Annotated in this window: 13 protein-coding genes; 10 read left to right on the top strand and 3 right to left on the bottom strand. The window is 38.8% G+C overall.

The window, feature by feature from the left end; translation table 11 throughout:
* Both AC4PL9_RS02335 and AC4PL9_RS02340 read left to right on the top strand, forming a co-directional pair.
* Entirely contained in the window at positions 1–714 is a 714-nt protein-coding gene (locus tag AC4PL9_RS02335; RefSeq protein WP_491603178.1) for an SDR family NAD(P)-dependent oxidoreductase, read from the top strand.
* A gap of 55 nt (positions 715–769) precedes the next feature.
* Positions 770–1957, top strand: a complete 1188-nt coding sequence (locus AC4PL9_RS02340; protein ID WP_491603179.1) for a sensor histidine kinase — start codon at positions 770–772, stop codon at positions 1955–1957.
* Here AC4PL9_RS02340 and AC4PL9_RS02345 read toward each other — a convergent pair.
* A complete protein-coding gene (locus AC4PL9_RS02345; RefSeq protein WP_491603180.1) occupies positions 1954–3201 on the bottom strand; it encodes a competence/damage-inducible protein A in 1248 nt (415 codons plus the stop codon). The genes AC4PL9_RS02340 and AC4PL9_RS02345 overlap by 4 nt on opposite strands.
* 68 nt (positions 3202–3269) lie before the next feature.
* On the opposite strand from AC4PL9_RS02345, the gene AC4PL9_RS02350 reads away from it, so the two are divergent.
* The 3 genes from AC4PL9_RS02350 (at position 3270) to AC4PL9_RS02360 (ending at position 7148) form a co-directional block, all read left to right on the top strand.
* Complete coding sequence (locus tag AC4PL9_RS02350; RefSeq protein WP_491603181.1) at positions 3270–4016, top strand: DUF4197 domain-containing protein; 747 nt, start codon at positions 3270–3272, stop codon at positions 4014–4016.
* A gap of 6 nt (positions 4017–4022) precedes the next feature.
* The gene (ispE, locus tag AC4PL9_RS02355) at positions 4023–4826 is read left to right on the top strand and encodes a 4-(cytidine 5'-diphospho)-2-C-methyl-D-erythritol kinase (RefSeq protein WP_491603182.1); all 804 of its coding nucleotides are present in this window, start codon (positions 4023–4025) and stop codon (positions 4824–4826) included.
* A gap of 111 nt (positions 4827–4937) precedes the next feature.
* On the top strand, positions 4938–7148 hold the full coding sequence (locus AC4PL9_RS02360; protein WP_491603183.1) for a hypothetical protein: 2211 nt from the start codon (positions 4938–4940) through the stop codon (positions 7146–7148).
* Here AC4PL9_RS02360 and AC4PL9_RS02365 read toward each other — a convergent pair.
* The gene (locus tag AC4PL9_RS02365; RefSeq protein WP_491603184.1) at positions 7145–7831 is read right to left on the bottom strand and encodes a hypothetical protein; all 687 of its coding nucleotides are present in this window, start codon (positions 7829–7831) and stop codon (positions 7145–7147) included. The genes AC4PL9_RS02360 and AC4PL9_RS02365 overlap by 4 nt on opposite strands.
* Before the next feature lie 204 nt (positions 7832–8035).
* Here AC4PL9_RS02365 and AC4PL9_RS02370 point away from each other — a divergent pair, with 204 nt between their 5' ends.
* A complete protein-coding gene (locus AC4PL9_RS02370) occupies positions 8036–8896 on the top strand; it encodes a type 2 periplasmic-binding domain-containing protein (RefSeq protein ID WP_491603185.1) in 861 nt (286 codons plus the stop codon).
* A 42-nt stretch (positions 8897–8938) separates the two neighbouring features.
* Here AC4PL9_RS02370 and AC4PL9_RS02375 read toward each other — a convergent pair whose 3' ends face one another.
* Entirely contained in the window at positions 8939–10954 is a 2016-nt protein-coding gene (locus AC4PL9_RS02375) for a BCCT family transporter (protein WP_491603186.1), read from the bottom strand.
* A gap of 341 nt (positions 10955–11295) precedes the next feature.
* Between AC4PL9_RS02375 and clpB the strand changes: the two genes are divergently transcribed.
* From clpB to AC4PL9_RS02395, 4 genes are all read left to right on the top strand, one after another.
* Positions 11296–13911 (top strand): ATP-dependent chaperone ClpB, encoded by a 2616-nt coding sequence (gene clpB / locus AC4PL9_RS02380; protein ID WP_491603187.1) that lies wholly within the window; start codon positions 11296–11298, stop codon positions 13909–13911.
* Between the two features lie 118 nt (positions 13912–14029).
* On the top strand, positions 14030–14452 hold the full coding sequence (locus AC4PL9_RS02385; protein WP_491603188.1) for a DUF2141 domain-containing protein: 423 nt from the start codon (positions 14030–14032) through the stop codon (positions 14450–14452).
* Between the two features lie 70 nt (positions 14453–14522).
* Positions 14523–15086 (top strand): LemA family protein, encoded by a 564-nt coding sequence (locus AC4PL9_RS02390; protein ID WP_491603189.1) that lies wholly within the window; start codon positions 14523–14525, stop codon positions 15084–15086.
* A gap of 30 nt (positions 15087–15116) precedes the next feature.
* A complete protein-coding gene (locus tag AC4PL9_RS02395; RefSeq protein WP_491603190.1) occupies positions 15117–16076 on the top strand; it encodes a M48 family metallopeptidase in 960 nt (319 codons plus the stop codon).
* Positions 16077–16088: the final 12 nt, after the last annotated feature.

A 16088-nucleotide genomic window follows, 5' to 3' on the forward strand; every position in this document is an offset into this window, starting at 1 on the left:
ATGAATAGAGATATTCTTTTCATTACAGGAGTTTCATCGGGCATAGGCTTAGCTTGTGCCCGATTTTTTTTAGATCAGGGGTATAAGGTATTCGGAATAGGACGAAGTAATTGTATAACTCATGAGAACTATGAATTCTTGCCACTTGACCTATCGGACAAGGATGCTATTAACCGGTTCCGGTTCCCTGATAGAAGTGGAGAAAATCATATCCTGATCAATAATGCCGGAGTAATTGGAGAAATTTGTCCCTTTTGGGAGGCCGACCTATCAAATATGCAACAGGTTATTCAGGTAAATTTTGTTGCTTTAACCGGGTTAACCCAACGATTTATCCAATCTGTTCCCTCGGGAATTATTCTTAATATATCTTCAGGAGCCGGACAGCGACCTGTTAAAGGGTGGTCAGCCTATTGTGCTTCTAAAGCTGCTGTAAACTTATTTTCAGAGACACTGGCTGACGAATTCGAACATTATAACCAACCATTTATCATCAAATCAGTAGCGCCCGGTGTTGTTGACACCAATATGCAATCCACTATCAGAAAAGCAAAGGAGAATGAATTTCCGGACCGGGCAAATTTTCACCATCTGTACGAATCCCAGCAATTAGATGCACCAGAGATTACTGCTCAAAAGTTATATTATTTACTTACACATCTGGATACTTATCCAGCGACATTGCTTTCTCTTCGATCCATAGAACTCTACTAGATATACTCTTTTTTTAATGCCTCAACCCGATATACAATCCCCTCTCTACTATTCTATGAAGGAATATCTGGAAACTATCCGGTTAAAGCTTGCTTACCGGATCTCAGTTTCTTTCCTTATTATCTTTATGGTACTTACCTATGCCTATTATTTTGACTCATTTGAGAGTTTTATAACTATGGCATTTGGTTTCTTTCTGTCAGCTTTCTGCCTGATTACTTTACGAATAAGTAATAACTATCAACTCGTTATATACATTTATAGTATTTGTGGCGTTCTTGTAACCTCTTACGCTTTAATCATGTTCCACGAGACAATTCACTTTGCTGATATGCTCTGGATGCTTGCTGCTGTATCTCTCGCCTTTTTTGGAATTGGAAAAAAAGTTGGATTTATTCTTCTGGCTATTTCCCTGATTAGTATTACTTATTTTATTCTTTACTCATTAAACATCAACATTCGGGTTGTACAGGAACGAACTCTTTATCAGGAAGTAACTCTTGTTATGGAAGTCGCATCCGGTTTTGGGATTACGATTTACCTCTTTCTCATCTTTCTTAATTTTTATCAGTTTTCGCAAAAAGAAATGATGAAAGTAAATGAAGAGTTACTGGCACAAAATGCGCTTATCAAAGAGCAGGATGAGGAAAAAACAATTCTGGTTAGGGAGGTTCATCACCGGGTAAAGAATAACCTCCAGATTATAATAAGTTTATTGCGAACACAAGCAATCGAAGTTAACGACCCAAGAGTTGATACTCATTTTCAGGAATCTATCAGCCGCATTATGGCGATGTCTCATATTCATAAAAAACTCTATAGTCAGGAATCTCTGAAGAATGTGCGATTCTCAACTTATCTGGAAGATCTGGCAAACGATTTGATTGGAATTTATGGTGCCCATAAGAAGATTGACCTGACAATTACTTCTTCCGTGGAACAAATTGGTTTACGGTCCATTGTTCCTTTGGGGTTACTGTTTAATGAGTTACTTTCTAATTCATTAAAGTATGCATTTAAAGAAATGGAAACCGGTAACATTACAATCAATCTGAGTAAGGAAGGAACTGATTTTCTGATTACCTACAAGGATAATGGAAACTGGATTACGCGAGAAGAATATAAAGGATTCGGGCTATCATTGATAGATACGTTAACCGAACAACTGGATGGCACCAAGCAATTATTTACCAGCGAAAATGAGACAAAGTATGTGTTCCGGTTAGCGAATCTGGAAATTTAATTACCCAACCTTCCCAACAACAAAAGCCGAAGCATATTAAGAGCTGATAATACCGACATCTTAGTATTGCGTTCCCGATCGTTTCCAAACATAAATTTCTTTGAAAAAACACCATCTTTAAAGGCTACGGCAATCCAAATCGTTCCCACTGGCTTTTCGGGTGTTCCTCCATCCGGTCCTGCAATTCCTGAACTCGCCAGACAAAAATCAGTCCCAAGACTTTCACGCCCGTTGAGAGCCATCAATTCGACACATTCCTGACTCACAGCACCGTGCGTTTCTAATATTTCGTATGGTATTCCTACTTTTTCATTCTTCAGACGATTTGAATATGTCACATAACTTCCTTCAAAATAAGAGGATGCTCCCGGGATTTTAGTAATCTCTGCTGCAATTCCTCCGGAAGTACAACTTTCCACGGTTCCAATAGTCATTTTTTGCTCTGCCAGAAGCTTGCCTACCACCAAAGTCAGTGATTCATTCTCTTCTCCATAATAGTAGTCACCAACAAGCTCTTTCAGCTTATTCATGTATTGTTCTACCTTCTCTTTATCTGTTTCTCCTTTATAAGAAGTAACCCGAAGTCGTACAATACCGGGAGAGGGTAAATACGCTAGCGACAATTCATCTGAACGCAGCTTATCTTCCCAGTTCTTTATTTTTTCTGCCAGAAAAGACTCTCCTATCCCTGTAGTCATAATACTTGACTGATAAATATCAGCAAACTGATAACGCTCATTCAGGCGAGGGAAAACGTCTTCTGAAATCAGCGGTTTCATCTCGTAGGGAACTCCCGGAAGCGATACAACCACTTTATCATCTTTTTCAAACCACATTCCCGGAGCAGTACCGTTGTAATTCGCAAGTACCTCACATACATTGGGCAACATTGCCTGATTCACATTAGATTCCAGCATGGGGCGTCCCCTACTTTCAAAATATTCTGTTATACGCTGTAAGGATTCATCATGCATCTCCAATTTTCCACCAAAAAACTCGCACAACGTCTCCTTTGTAATATCATCCTTTGTCGGACCTAATCCTCCTGTAATCAGAACCACATCTGCCCTGCTCAGGCAATCTTCCAACTGCCGCAGTATGTCCTCCTTTTCATCCTGAATAGTTACCGCTTTTGAAACTCTTACTCCTCTCTGACTAAGAAACTGTCCGATCCATGAAGCATTCGTATTTACAGTTTGTCCTATCAGCAGCTCATCCCCTATATTGATTAGTTCCAGTATCATTCTATTCAGGCATTATTTTTGTATGTGACAGTAAAAATATTTGTAAGTTTGACAAAACCCTAATGAAAATGAAAAAAAATATTCAATATATACTGCTTTTATCAACTGTTTTTGCACTTTCTTCCTGTGAAGTTGTTCAGGAAGCAGCAAATTCGGTATTAACAACTGATTCATCTTCAGAATCCAAGCCTTCACTAACCAATAGTGAGGTTATCGGAGGACTAAAAGAGGCACTTACAGTCGGAATTACGAATGCTACCGGATTGACTTCCAAAACGGATGGCTTCCTTAAGAATGCTGAAATTTCAATTCCATGGCCGGAAGACGCACTGATTGTAAAGCAAAAAGCAGAAGAATGGGGATTATCCGGACAGGTAGATAAGATCGTTACGACACTTAACCGAGCAGCTGAGGAAGCAAGCAAAGAAGCAGCCCCGATATTTATTAATGCTATCAAAGGAATGACAATTTCGGATGGATTTAGCATTCTGAACGGCGGCGAAGGAGCTGCTACCCGCTTCCTGAAAGATAAAACAACCAGTCAGTTAAAACAGGCTTTCTCGCCTAAAGTAGATGCTGCTATTCAGAAAGTAGAGTTGACCAAATACTGGGAACCTGTTGTAACACGTTATAACCAGACCACTATTCTTACCGGAAAAGAAAAAGTAAACCCTGATCTGAATGATTACGTACTGACAAAAGCAATAGACGGTCTTTTTACTATGGTCGAAAAGGAAGAAAACCAAATTCGTAAAGATCCTGTTGCCCGTGTTACGGACTTATTGCAAAAGGTATTCGGTAGCCTGGGTAACTAATCCTTTATGGTTGTCTTTCCTCCAGCAAAAATCAATTTAGGTCTTCGGATAACCGGGAAACGACCGGATGGTTACCATGAGGTCGATACGGTGATGATGCAAATTCCTCTTTTTGATGTCCTTGAAATCGTTCCAACGACTTCTTTTCTATTCACAAGCGGAGGAAATCCAGTAGACTGCCCACCCGATATGAACCTTTGCGTAAAGGCTTATTATTTACTGAAAAGTGATTTTGACTTACCACCCGTTCACATACACTTGCATAAAATTATTCCTATGGGTGCCGGTTTGGGAGGCGGTTCTTCAGATGCGGCCTATACCTTGCTTGCACTCAACGAATTATTTCAATTACAATTAAATCGTAAAACGCTGGAGAATTACGCTGCACGATTAGGGAGCGACTGTCCCTTTTTCATCAGTTCTTCTCCCAAACACTGTACGGGACGAGGTGAAATAATGAAAGACATTGAGATTCCTTCTCTTTCGGAAAAATGGCTCAAACTATACGATCCGAAAATACACATCAGTACTTCAACTGCTTATTCAGGAATTCGCCCGCAAGCCATCGATAAAACAACAGAGGAACAAGTTCAGGAACCTTTATCGGATTGGAGTAATTCTTTAAAAAACGATTTTGAGACAACTGTTTTTCAAGAGAATAAAGCTATTCCACAACTCAAAAACCAACTCTATAAAGACGGTGCGCTCTATGCTGCTATGTCTGGTAGTGGGTCTGCTGTTTATGGGATTTTTGAGCAGAAACCTCCAAAGAATCAACTCTCTATACAAGAATGGGTCTTTCAAATGTAATTAATTTATACAACAGATCAATTCTCACAGTAACCTTTTAATAACATTTGTACTATAGGTGCAGGGGATATCCTGTTCAATGTGTATTTTTGACTTTCATAATTGATTCGAATGAAACATTTTTTACTTGTAATTACGCTACTTTCTACTTTTTTCGTTTCTGCTCAAAAAGCTTCAACCTTTACAGGAGAAGAGAAAGCATACATGTATCATGTCGTAATGAAAAGTCCTATACTACGAGATAACATAGGGCGTTATTTTGAATATTCAGGGCCACGGGTTTATTTTCGGGATACACTCCTTAATTATGATTCAATCGATATTTTGATTATGAATGAACCGGAACTTTTGTTTATTCGGTCTTCAGAAATTGCTAAAAAATCTCCCGGAATAGTAGCTGAACTGGCTAATAAAATGGCGATTTGGGAGTTGAATAAAACCCTGTTAGCTTATAAACAACAGGACGAAGATGAAATGGCACGTTTCAAAGGTAAATTTGAAGACTTCGAAAAATTACTTTTAGAACATATTCCCTCATCGCTTTTACGAAAAACAAATTCAGGACAGCATACCTTTGATACCAAACTCCACCGGGTAATCAATCCATCCCTTTCGTTTTCTGAAAAAGCAACCATGATAGGAACCTTCCACGGAATTTCTATTGAAGATCAGGAAAGAACACTTGTAGCAATCAATAAAAGTATCAATGAATGGGTAAAGCGACGTACTTACGACTTGTTTACGCAACTGGGAGCTAAGACGACTCGCTTTCAAAATGAATTAATTGCCGCCGGAGACGGTTCCATGACTTCTGGATTATTAAATGAACGGGAGAAAGACGAACAAGGAAGGTGGAATCGGGGATTGCCAAGGGCCGTAGGACTATTCCCCTACCAAATGTACATCGGCGAGTCCGGAGAAAAGAAACAGCCCGCTATTTTACCGGAACGTTTCGCCTCTCTTCATCTTCAGACGACAGGAAATGGACGTATTACGAATATACACCCGGATGTTTGGGGCTACAATGACAAAAAACAAACAACGGTTGTTATTGAGAAGAACAGCAAATCGTATGTGCTTTTCGGATCGGGAGATACTCGTTTTCTTTCGCCCGACTCTTCTTTTTCTGAGGGAAAAACTTTTTATAGTTGTATTGCTGAATTAGAAAACAAGTGGATCAGAGACCTCAAAGAAATGATTTACGGAAAAAAAGGCTTTGATTTCTGGATCAACTATTGGGAAGAAGAACGTATCAGAACGTTAAACGAGATAAAGAAACTGGAAATTGACCTAAGCGACCTTCGTATGTCGGGTGTAAGTAATAGCAAAAAAGGGAAAAAAGAACGCAAAAAAGACCAGGAAACGCTTTTAGGCAAGTATAATTACCTGTCCGAATGTGAAAGTACAATCAAAAAATTGAAAAAAGAAAAAGAAGAAGCGCTTATTCTGCTCGCTGATTACGAAAGACTCTTAGACAAATACAAGCAACTGATTGGCTACAACTGGGTAAAGTGGACAGAAAGTGACGGATTATATACGTTTGAAGACGGTAGTACCTTCAATTTGTACACACAGGATTTTCGTTTCCCGGCACATACATTAAGTGAGAAGTTTGAAGTTCGTTTGCTTGCTATTCCTTTTACGGCATTGAGTGATCAGGCAGACGAAGTAATGCTCCATTTAAGTCTTTCGGATATGGAACCCGGATTTGACCAAACTTTTCGTCTGACAGCTGAAGATTTATTTCATTCCAACTCATACCTGATGAGTTCTTCTCTCTTCACACCTGACGATAGCGTCGCCATCATTGATTTACTAAACGCAATATACACGAAGCCTAAAATTGATATTATCGCAAGAGGACAAGGGGTTGGTGAATGGAAAAACGGACAGGTTCAAAAACAACATCCGGTACTGGAGGAAACATCCTATCCTGGAGAAACAGAAGAAGATAAACTGCGAAGCAAAGAAGACTCTGTTTACAAAAGTTTACGAAGAACAGAAGTGTTTATTGATACAAAGTCCGGAATAACCATGGAGATCAATTCGTATACGGATCCGGTTCGTACTGATTTCACTCCTTCTCACCCGGAATTAAATACTTTGAAAACAACCGGAAAAATTACAGGAAATGAAGCTCTAAGTACCTACCGATCGGCAGTTCTTTTAAAAACACTTCAGGAAGAACTGAACCTTCTTGCGGGAACTTATCTGTCAAGGGAAAAAGCAAAGGTGGTCATCGACCACCTTAATAAAGCATTTGTGAAAGCAAAAATAAGCATCGGCATGTATTCTGTGCCTTTTTCCGAATTCGCTTTCTAAGCCAGTAAATTCTTTTCGGCCTGTAATGCACGTGGAATAATTACTTCATCTTCAATAAGAGCATGAATATGTAAATCTGCTTCAAGAATCGCTATTTGATTTATCAGACGACGCACCAACATTCCTGCATTACCATCCTGTTTAAAAGGAGTTAAAACGGTTTCCAAAATACGTAAGTCTTTCTCCGTATCACTGTGACTTTGCATAAACGCAGCAAGGTTTGACCACCCGTTCAGGAAAGTAGCCGGACGGATTACACCTCCCCTTTCCTCTAACTTTTGTAATTCTTTTATATATGGAAATATAAATTCATCTTCTTCCTTTAAGTGCTCACACAAGTGATGGGAATAATCCCTAATAAAAATAGATAATACACTGGAAAGCGAATGTTTGTCCTCCAATACAGTCACCAACTGCATAATGGAAAGTTCAATTTCAGGAAGTGACTTATACCGATACATTTCATGCCCTTTCTCCAAATAAGAAAGTAAAGTCAATGTCGGAAAAGAATCAAAACAAGAGGCTTCAAAAGCTTCAGGAGTTAACAGCAAATCTCCGACTGTTTTCGTCAGTCGTATTAGCTCCTCCTCCTCTACTGTTCTTCCTTTTGTAATTAAACGCTGACGGGCAATTTCAGGAACTCTCGTCCATCCTACCCGATCGGTGATTTTTTCTGTGATCATGGTGTTGTTATTTAGTACTTACAAATTAGGGGATTCAAATGACCAAAGTCAATACCCCGAAAAAGGTATTCCATATACTTTGCACAGATCTGAACCAAAAAGAAATCAAAAGCAGGTTGTTAATAACGGGAGATGATATAAATCACCTCTCTTTTTCTCCTCAACCGTCCACAAACCATTACTTTTGTAATGAAAACAGATAAAATGGATACATTAAAAGTAGGTGGAGTACCGGAACACTTTAATTTGCCATGGAGACTGGCTATTGAAGAACAGTTATTTGAAGCGTCCGGAAAAAGTCTGATCTGGGAAGATCAACCCATGGGAACCGGACAAATGGTGAAGAAGTTGGAATCAGGAGAGTTAGATATAGCTGTTCTTTTGACAGAAGGTATAACAAAGGCAATTCTGGAAGATGGATTGAAAGCAAAGATACTACAGGTATATGTTACTTCTCCTCTGCATTGGGGGATTCATGTACCCTTTCAATCAAATATCAGGACATTTGATGATTTAAAAGATCAAACATTTGCAATCAGCCGTTACGGATCAGGATCTCATTTGATGACTTACGTAAAAGCAGATCAGGAAGAATGGGATACAAACACCTTACAATTTAACGTCATAGGAGATGTTGAAGGTGGTATGCAGTCTCTTGAAAAAAATGAAAGCCAGGCATTCCTTTGGGAAAAATATACAACACACCCGTATACGGAAAAAGGAAGGTGTCGCTATATTGATGAAGTAGTCACGCCATGGCCTTGTTTCGTCATTGCAGTGAGAGAAGATCTTTGTCTTTCAGAAAGAGAGTTTCTTAACGAGATGTGTACAATTGTAGGAAAACGCGCATTTGCCATGAAGAACTCGGAAAATGTTATTGAACTCATATCAAACCGATACGATCTGCGCTCAGGGCAGGTTGCCAACTGGCTGATCGAAACAGACTGGAATTACGATATGAAATCATATACAGAAGAAATTGAAAACACTATTCATTACCTTATAAAACTCGGATTAATCTCGAAAGAAAAGGTAGAAAACTGGGAAAATAAATTATTCTGTTAGTCTTTTTAAAAAGCGGTTTTTCAAAAGAAGACCGCTTTTTTATTACTTCATATTTTTATTCGCATTACTGCTGATAAACATTTCGTTTTGTTCTTCGGAAATGATTTCCATAAACCGTTCGTAGTGCTTTAAAACGTCGGATATCAACTCATTCTTTGTAAAATACTGCACATCATACCCCTCTCTTGCATCTCCGAAATACGTTTTAGGGTAGTATGTTTTTTGTCCTTCAGGATCAGGAAGATTCTCTTCATCAATAAGATAATCAGAAACTTTTTTTACCTGGTTTTTTACACCGTAAACAAAATTATTGACAACATCGTGTCGAATCTCAATTTCAATACCTGTAGGATTATTACTTGTGTTTATTTTTGCATCAATACCATTGTCGGCAAACTCCTTTTTCAACTCTTCAAACCCATTTTTCACCGTATTCAGAATAAAGTGGTCAACAGACGAATGATTTTTGAAAGATACAATCTGCTTTAAACGCTCTTTCCAGTATTCACCTGACCAGGGCACAGAAGAAACTGAAAACTCACGTTCGTAATAATTTCGGTCAATGGTTAGCGCTTTCATCAGACTCACAATAAACAATAACATAATTGCAGCAAAAGGAAGAGCGGTTATCAATGTCATTGTCTGGAGAGCCTTCAGACCTCCTGCATTGAGGAGCAGTAATGCCAACACAGCCAGTAAAACTCCCCACCACACAATTTGCCATTTAGGGGATTTTGCAGCATTTTTGGTTGCAATACTATTCATTACGAATATTCCGGAATCAGCTGACGTAACAAAAAAGATGACGATAATGGCGATAACCAATCCGCTTGTTATAGAAGACAAAGGCATGTATTCCAGGAACCGGAACATCAGCGCATCTGGATCAGCAGCCAATTGACTCAAGGCTCCCTCCGCCACTTGATTATCAAACCATATAGCGCTATTACCAAATACAGACATCCAGATAAAATTGAATAACGTTGGTAGAATAAGAACAGCTGCAATAAATTCTTTTATTGTTCTTCCTTTCGAGATTTTAGCTATAAACAAACCAACATACGGTGCCCATGAAATCCACCATGCCCAATACAAAATCGTCCAGTTATAAAACCAGGGTAAAGTGTCCTCATCATACGTATGGGTACTAAAAGTAAGATGGAAGAACTCAGTTATGTAATTTCCAAGTCCTTCTGTAAAACCACCGATCAAATGTACTGTAGGCCCCAAAAACAAAACAAAAAGCAGAAGTACTATCACACCAATAATATTGATGCTGCTTAACAACTTGACTCCTTTGTTTACTCCCGTCATAGCTGAAATAATAGACAACGAAATCAAAACGACAACGATTAATAACTGGTACAAAAAACTGGTCTCCGGCACAATATTTAACGTTTCCAGACCTGAATTGATTTGTACCACACCAAACCCCAACGTTGTCGTAATTCCGAAAAAAGTACTACAAAGCGCGAAAACATCTATTACATTTCCCCATTTTCCATTAATCCTGTTTTTTAGCAACGGATAAAAGCAACTTCTGAGCGAAAGAGGTAAACGATACCGGTAAGCAAAATAAGACAGTGCCAATCCAACAATTCCATAAATTGCCCAGGCATGTATTCCCCAATGAAAAAACGTATATAATTGTGCATCCTTCGCCCGTTCTGTTACCGGATTATCAGCAAAAACATCTGCTGAAAAATGCTGCATAGGTTCCGCAACACTAAAATACATGAGACCTATACCCATACCTGCTGCGAAAAGCATGGAAATCCACGAAAAAAAAGAATACTGGGGTTTACTATCATTCGCTCCCAAACGAATAGATCCGAATTTACTGAACATCAAATAAATAAGAAACAGAACAAAAATAGTCACTGCCCATACATATACCCAATTCAGATTAACGAATATAAATGACTTTATAGTGTCCAGTAAGTTCTGAGTAAGATTCGGATAGATGGCTGAAAGCACACAGACACCAATAATAAAAATCAAACTAGGAATAGTAACCCCTTTATTGAAAGTACTTTTAAAATTACGGAAATGAATCATAGTTTTTGTTTAGATGCTCCGCTAACTAAGAGCTGCAAAATGATAAAAAATTCCATTTTCAATATTTTTTATCGCAAAACGAAGACAAAACTACGTGATTTTATCTAAAAAGAAACATTTTTAAATAGAAACCACTTTTTTGTATCTTGAAATAAAACGTTAAATCAACTTAAATTTTCTGTATATTTAGTGTAAGTAGATCAATAAAAAAACAAGTCATTTTGACAGTTTAAATGAATGAAAAAGCAATAAAACAAGTCAATTTGTCTCTTTTTGATGCTTGGCAATAAAATTGAGTTACCAAAACAAAACAATCGGTTAAACCTAAAATTGAAGTAAAAATGGATTTTAATAAGTTTACAATAAAAGCGCAGGAAGCTATCCAACAAGCACAACAAATTGCATTGGGTAACGGTCAGCAAGCTATTGAAACAGGCCATATATTGAAGGGAATGATAGAGGTTGATCAGGATGTGATTCCTTTTTTATTCAAAGAATTACAGGTAAATGATAAAATAGTTCTTGCCGCACTGAATCGAATTGTCGATGGATACCCGAAAGTTTCCGGTGGACAGGCCTATCTCAGCAATCCCGCACAACGCGTGCTGAATTATGCTTTAAATGAAATGAAACAGTTCGGAGATGAATATGTTTCTGTTGAAATTATGCTCTACTCCATGTTGGACGCTACCGATTCGACAGGAAGCTTGCTAAAAGATAATGCGATAACAAAAGCCAAACTTAAAGAGGCAATTACGAAACTGAGAAAAGGAGAAAAAGTGACATCAAACAGCCAGGAAGGTACTTATCAGGCTTTAGCCAAATATGCTAAAAACCTGAACGAACTTGCGAAATCAGGAAAACTTGATCCTGTAATAGGACGAGATGAGGAAATAAGGAGAGTTCTTCAGATTCTTACCAGAAGAACGAAAAACAATCCTATTCTCATCGGTGAACCCGGAGTTGGTAAAACCGCTATTGCCGAAGGTATCGCCCATAGAATTATTGACGGAGATGTTCCGGAAAACCTGAAATCGAAAACAGTTTACTCATTGGATATGGGGGCACTTGTTGCCGGAGCCAAATACAAAGGTGAATTTGAAGAACGTCTTAAATCGGTTGTGAAGGAAGTAATCAACGCAGAAGGTGAGATTATCCTTTTCATTGATGAAATTCACACGTTGGTGGGTGCCGGAGGTGGCGAGGGAGCTATGGATGCTGCAAATATTTTAAAACCTGCACTGGCAAGAGGTGAATTACGTGCCGTAGGAGCCACGACCTTGAATGAGTATCAAAAATACTTTGAAAAAGACAAAGCTCTTGTGCGTCGTTTTCAAACGGTATTGGTGGATGAACCTTCCACTGAAGATGCTATTTCCATCCTCAGAGGAATCAAAGAGAAATATGAGAATCACCACAAGGTATTAATCAAGGACGAAGCGATTATCTCAGCCGTTGAATTATCACAACGTTACATTACAGAACGACACCTTCCGGATAAGGCTATCGACCTCATAGACGAAGCTGCTTCCAAGTTGCGAATGGAAATCAATTCCAAACCGGAAGAACTGGATGAAATTGAGCGTCGTATTATGCAACTTGAGATTGAACGGGAAGCGATCAAACGTGAGAATGATACGAAAAAACTGGAAGGTATCCAGAGTGAATTGGCAAATTTGAATGATCAGAAAAACGCATTCATGGCCAAATGGAAAGCTGAGCGAGATGTCGTAGATGGTATTCAAAAAACCAAGGAAGATATCGAACGTTTCAAACTGGAAGCGGATCAGGCAGAACGGGCCGGAGATTATGGCAAAGTAGCTGAATTGCGCTACGGTAAGATCAAGGAAGCTGAAAATGAGTTGGAAAACATGAAAGGAGAATTGGCTGAAATTCAGTCAAAATCCAAAATGATCAAAGAAGAAGTGGACGCAGAGGAAATTGCCGACGTAGTTTCCAAATGGACCGGAATTCCGGTAAATAAAATGTTGGAAAGTGAAGTGGCTAAATTATTACGTCTGGAAGATGAGTTGAGTAAACGCGTTGTTGGACAGGAAGAAGCCATTGTTGCACTATCGGATGCGGTCCGAAGAAGTCGCGCCGGTTTACAGGATCAGCGAAGACCTATCGGGTCCTTTATTTTCCTTGGAACAACCGGAGTGGGTAAAACGGAATTGGCAAAAGCACTTGCAGAATATCTCTTCAATGATGAAAATGCCATGACCCGGATCGATATGAGTGAATACCAGGAGAAACACAGTGTTTCCAGATTGGTAGGAGCACCTCCCGGTTATGTTGGTTATGATGAAGGAGGACAGTTGACGGAAGCCGTTCGAAGACGCCCCTACTCCATCGTTTTGTTGGATGAGATTGAAAAGGCACACCCGGATACGTTTAACATTCTTCTACAGGTGTTGGATGATGGTCGTTTGACAGACAATAAAGGTCGTGTGGTCAACTTTAAAAACACAATCATTATCATGACGTCAAACATGGGATCCGACTTGATACAGGAAGCATTCGACGACATGAAACCAGGAGAAGAAGACCGGGTTGCAGAGCAAACGAAACAAACGGTTTTTGAATTATTGAAACGTAACATACGTCCCGAGTTTCTGAACCGGATTGATGAAACGATCATGTTCCGTCCTTTGCGAAAAGAAGACATTATCAAGATTGTTCACATTCAACTGGAAGGCTTGAGAAAACTTCTTCTGCAAAATGAAATTCGTTTGATAACAACAGAAGATGCCATTAATTACATTGCTGAAGCCGGGTACGACCCTCATTTCGGAGCACGTCCGGTAAAAAGAGTGATTCAGCGTCAGGTTCTGAATGAACTTTCGAAACAGATATTAGGAGGAACCATTGACAAGTCTCAAAATGTTGTAATGGATGTATTCGATAATCATATTGTTTTCAGAAAACCAATTCGCGAAGAAGAGGAAGCTGTATAACAATAAATAAATACGTTAAATATAAAAGCGTACGGAAAGTTGATTTCGTACGCTTTTTTTCTACTCACAATTTCTGGCACGATTTTTATACGATATTTGTAGTCAAAACCGGAATAGTATGAAAAAATTGATCTCTGGACTTGTTTTTGCATTGGCTATAAGTACTGGAATAGCGCAGAATTTATCTGTCAGCATCGAAGACATTGATGTGAAAGATGGATATTTCTTCATTGCTGTTTTTAATTCTCAGGAGGCTTTTGATAAAAAGGAAACACCTCACAAAAAAAGAATTAGTGCTTCGGAAATTAACAAACCGGTTATCTTCAAAGGGCTACCAAAAGGAGAATACGCTGTTTCCGTGTTTTATGATACCAACAACAACAAACAATTGGATCTGAAATCATCCGGGATTCCAAATGAACCTTTCGGTCTTTCGAATAACCCGGGTCTCGGCAAGCCCAGATTCGAGAAAATCAGTTTTCCTTTTGAAAAAGATCAGCATCTGGTGATCAAAATGCGGACAACAAAACCCGCAAATTAATTAACCATCATTCCTCTTCTGAATACCATTATTTCTGACTATATTTGTTAGAAACCGTAAAAGATAGTTTATGTCACCTGCATTAATTGGAATTATCCTAGTTGTCGTTTTAGTCGTATGGATTGTTGCAATCTATAACACGCTTGTACGATTGAAAAACAATCGCGAAAATGCTTTTGCCGATATTGATGTGCAACTCAAACAACGACATGATCTTGTTCCACAATTAGTTGGAGCGGTGAAAGGATATATGGAGCATGAAAGAGAAACACTTGATTCAGTTACCAGAGCACGCCAACGGGCAATTTCTGCTTCTTCCATTAACGATAAAATCGTTGCAGAAAAAGAATTAGCAGGAGCATTAAGCGGATTGAATATTCAACTGGAAGCTTATCCGGACTTAAAAGCTAATCAAAACTTTCTTCAATTGCAGAATGAATTATCTGATATTGAGAATAAACTGGCTGCAGTACGTCGTTTCTTTAATTCCTCGACCAAAGAATTAAATATTTCCATTCAAAAATTTCCGAATGTACTCTTTGCCGGAATGTTTGGTTTCAAAGAAGAGCCTATGTTTGATCTGGGTGCTGTACAACGTGAAGAACTGGACAAAGCTCCCGAAATAAAATTTTAATTTTCTGATTCAGGTATCCTCACACAAACAATGAAGTATACAGGTCTTCAGTCTCAAATCACAGCCAATAACAGGAAATCTGTTCTTTTGTTAATTGCATTTCCTTTACTCATATTTGCAGCTGTATATGCTATACTTTTCTTTATCTCCTTTGATGAAGAAGGAAACCCTAATCCGCAGGCAGCTCTTGACTTATTTGTCGATACAATTCCTTTTGTTTTAGCCGGAGTACTGATTTGGTTTCTTATTGCCTACTTCGGTCATTCAAAAATGATTGACCTGGCAACGGGAGCACACACGCTTGAAAGAAAAGAAAACATGAGGGTTTATAACCTGACTGAGAACCTGTGTATGTCCGTCGGGATGAAAATGCCACGACTGCACATTATTGAAAGTAATGCATTAAATGCTTTTGCAAGTGGCTTAAGCGAAAAAAACTATACGGTTACACTTACCCGCGGAATTATTGAAACATTAAACGATGAAGAACTGGAAGGAGTAATTGCTCATGAGTTAATGCACATCCGTAACCGGGATGTTCGGCTACTTGTTGTTTCTATTATTTTCGTCGGTATTTTCTCTCTTGTGGTTCAGATGGCTTTCAGAAGTGTATTGTATGGAGGTATGTCCGGTGGTTCTCGCAGAAAAGACGGAAAAGACGGCGGAGCTGTTCTCTTAATTATTCTGGTCGTTTCTCTTGTTGCCTGGCTTTTATCTTTATTATTCAAATTTGCGTTGAGTCGAAAACGGGAATACCTGGCTGACGCAGGAGCGGCACAAATGACCCGAAAACCAATGGCTTTGGCCTCTGCATTGCGAAAAATTTCAGGGAATCATCATGTAGATTCCGTAAAAAGTGAAGATGTTCAACAGATGTTTATTGAAAATGCTCCTGAAGATACTTCTGCCGGATTCTTGGGTGGTTTAGGAGGTCTTTTCTCTACACATCCTCCAATAAAAAAACGAATTCAATTACTAGAACAATTTTAAATTCTCATTAGT

It is taken from the genome of Wandonia sp., assembly GCF_984588085.1.

Coding starts and splice junctions, on each gene's coding strand:
- AC4PL9_RS02335 (WP_491603178.1), top strand. CDS start 1: ATGAATAGAGATATTCTTTTCATTACAGGAGTTTCATCGGGCATAGGC.
- AC4PL9_RS02340 (WP_491603179.1), top strand. CDS start 770: ATGAAGGAATATCTGGAAACTATCCGGTTAAAGCTTGCTTACCGGATC.
- AC4PL9_RS02345 (WP_491603180.1), bottom strand. CDS start 3,201: ATGATACTGGAACTAATCAATATAGGGGATGAGCTGCTGATAGGACAA.
- AC4PL9_RS02350 (WP_491603181.1), top strand. CDS start 3,270: ATGAAAAAAAATATTCAATATATACTGCTTTTATCAACTGTTTTTGCA.
- ispE (WP_491603182.1), top strand. CDS start 4,023: ATGGTTGTCTTTCCTCCAGCAAAAATCAATTTAGGTCTTCGGATAACC.
- AC4PL9_RS02360 (WP_491603183.1), top strand. CDS start 4,938: ATGAAACATTTTTTACTTGTAATTACGCTACTTTCTACTTTTTTCGTT.
- AC4PL9_RS02365 (WP_491603184.1), bottom strand. CDS start 7,831: ATGATCACAGAAAAAATCACCGATCGGGTAGGATGGACGAGAGTTCCT.
- AC4PL9_RS02370 (WP_491603185.1), top strand. CDS start 8,036: ATGGATACATTAAAAGTAGGTGGAGTACCGGAACACTTTAATTTGCCA.
- AC4PL9_RS02375 (WP_491603186.1), bottom strand. CDS start 10,954: ATGATTCATTTCCGTAATTTTAAAAGTACTTTCAATAAAGGGGTTACT.
- clpB (WP_491603187.1), top strand. CDS start 11,296: ATGGATTTTAATAAGTTTACAATAAAAGCGCAGGAAGCTATCCAACAA.
- AC4PL9_RS02385 (WP_491603188.1), top strand. CDS start 14,030: ATGAAAAAATTGATCTCTGGACTTGTTTTTGCATTGGCTATAAGTACT.
- AC4PL9_RS02390 (WP_491603189.1), top strand. CDS start 14,523: ATGTCACCTGCATTAATTGGAATTATCCTAGTTGTCGTTTTAGTCGTA.
- AC4PL9_RS02395 (WP_491603190.1), top strand. CDS start 15,117: ATGAAGTATACAGGTCTTCAGTCTCAAATCACAGCCAATAACAGGAAA.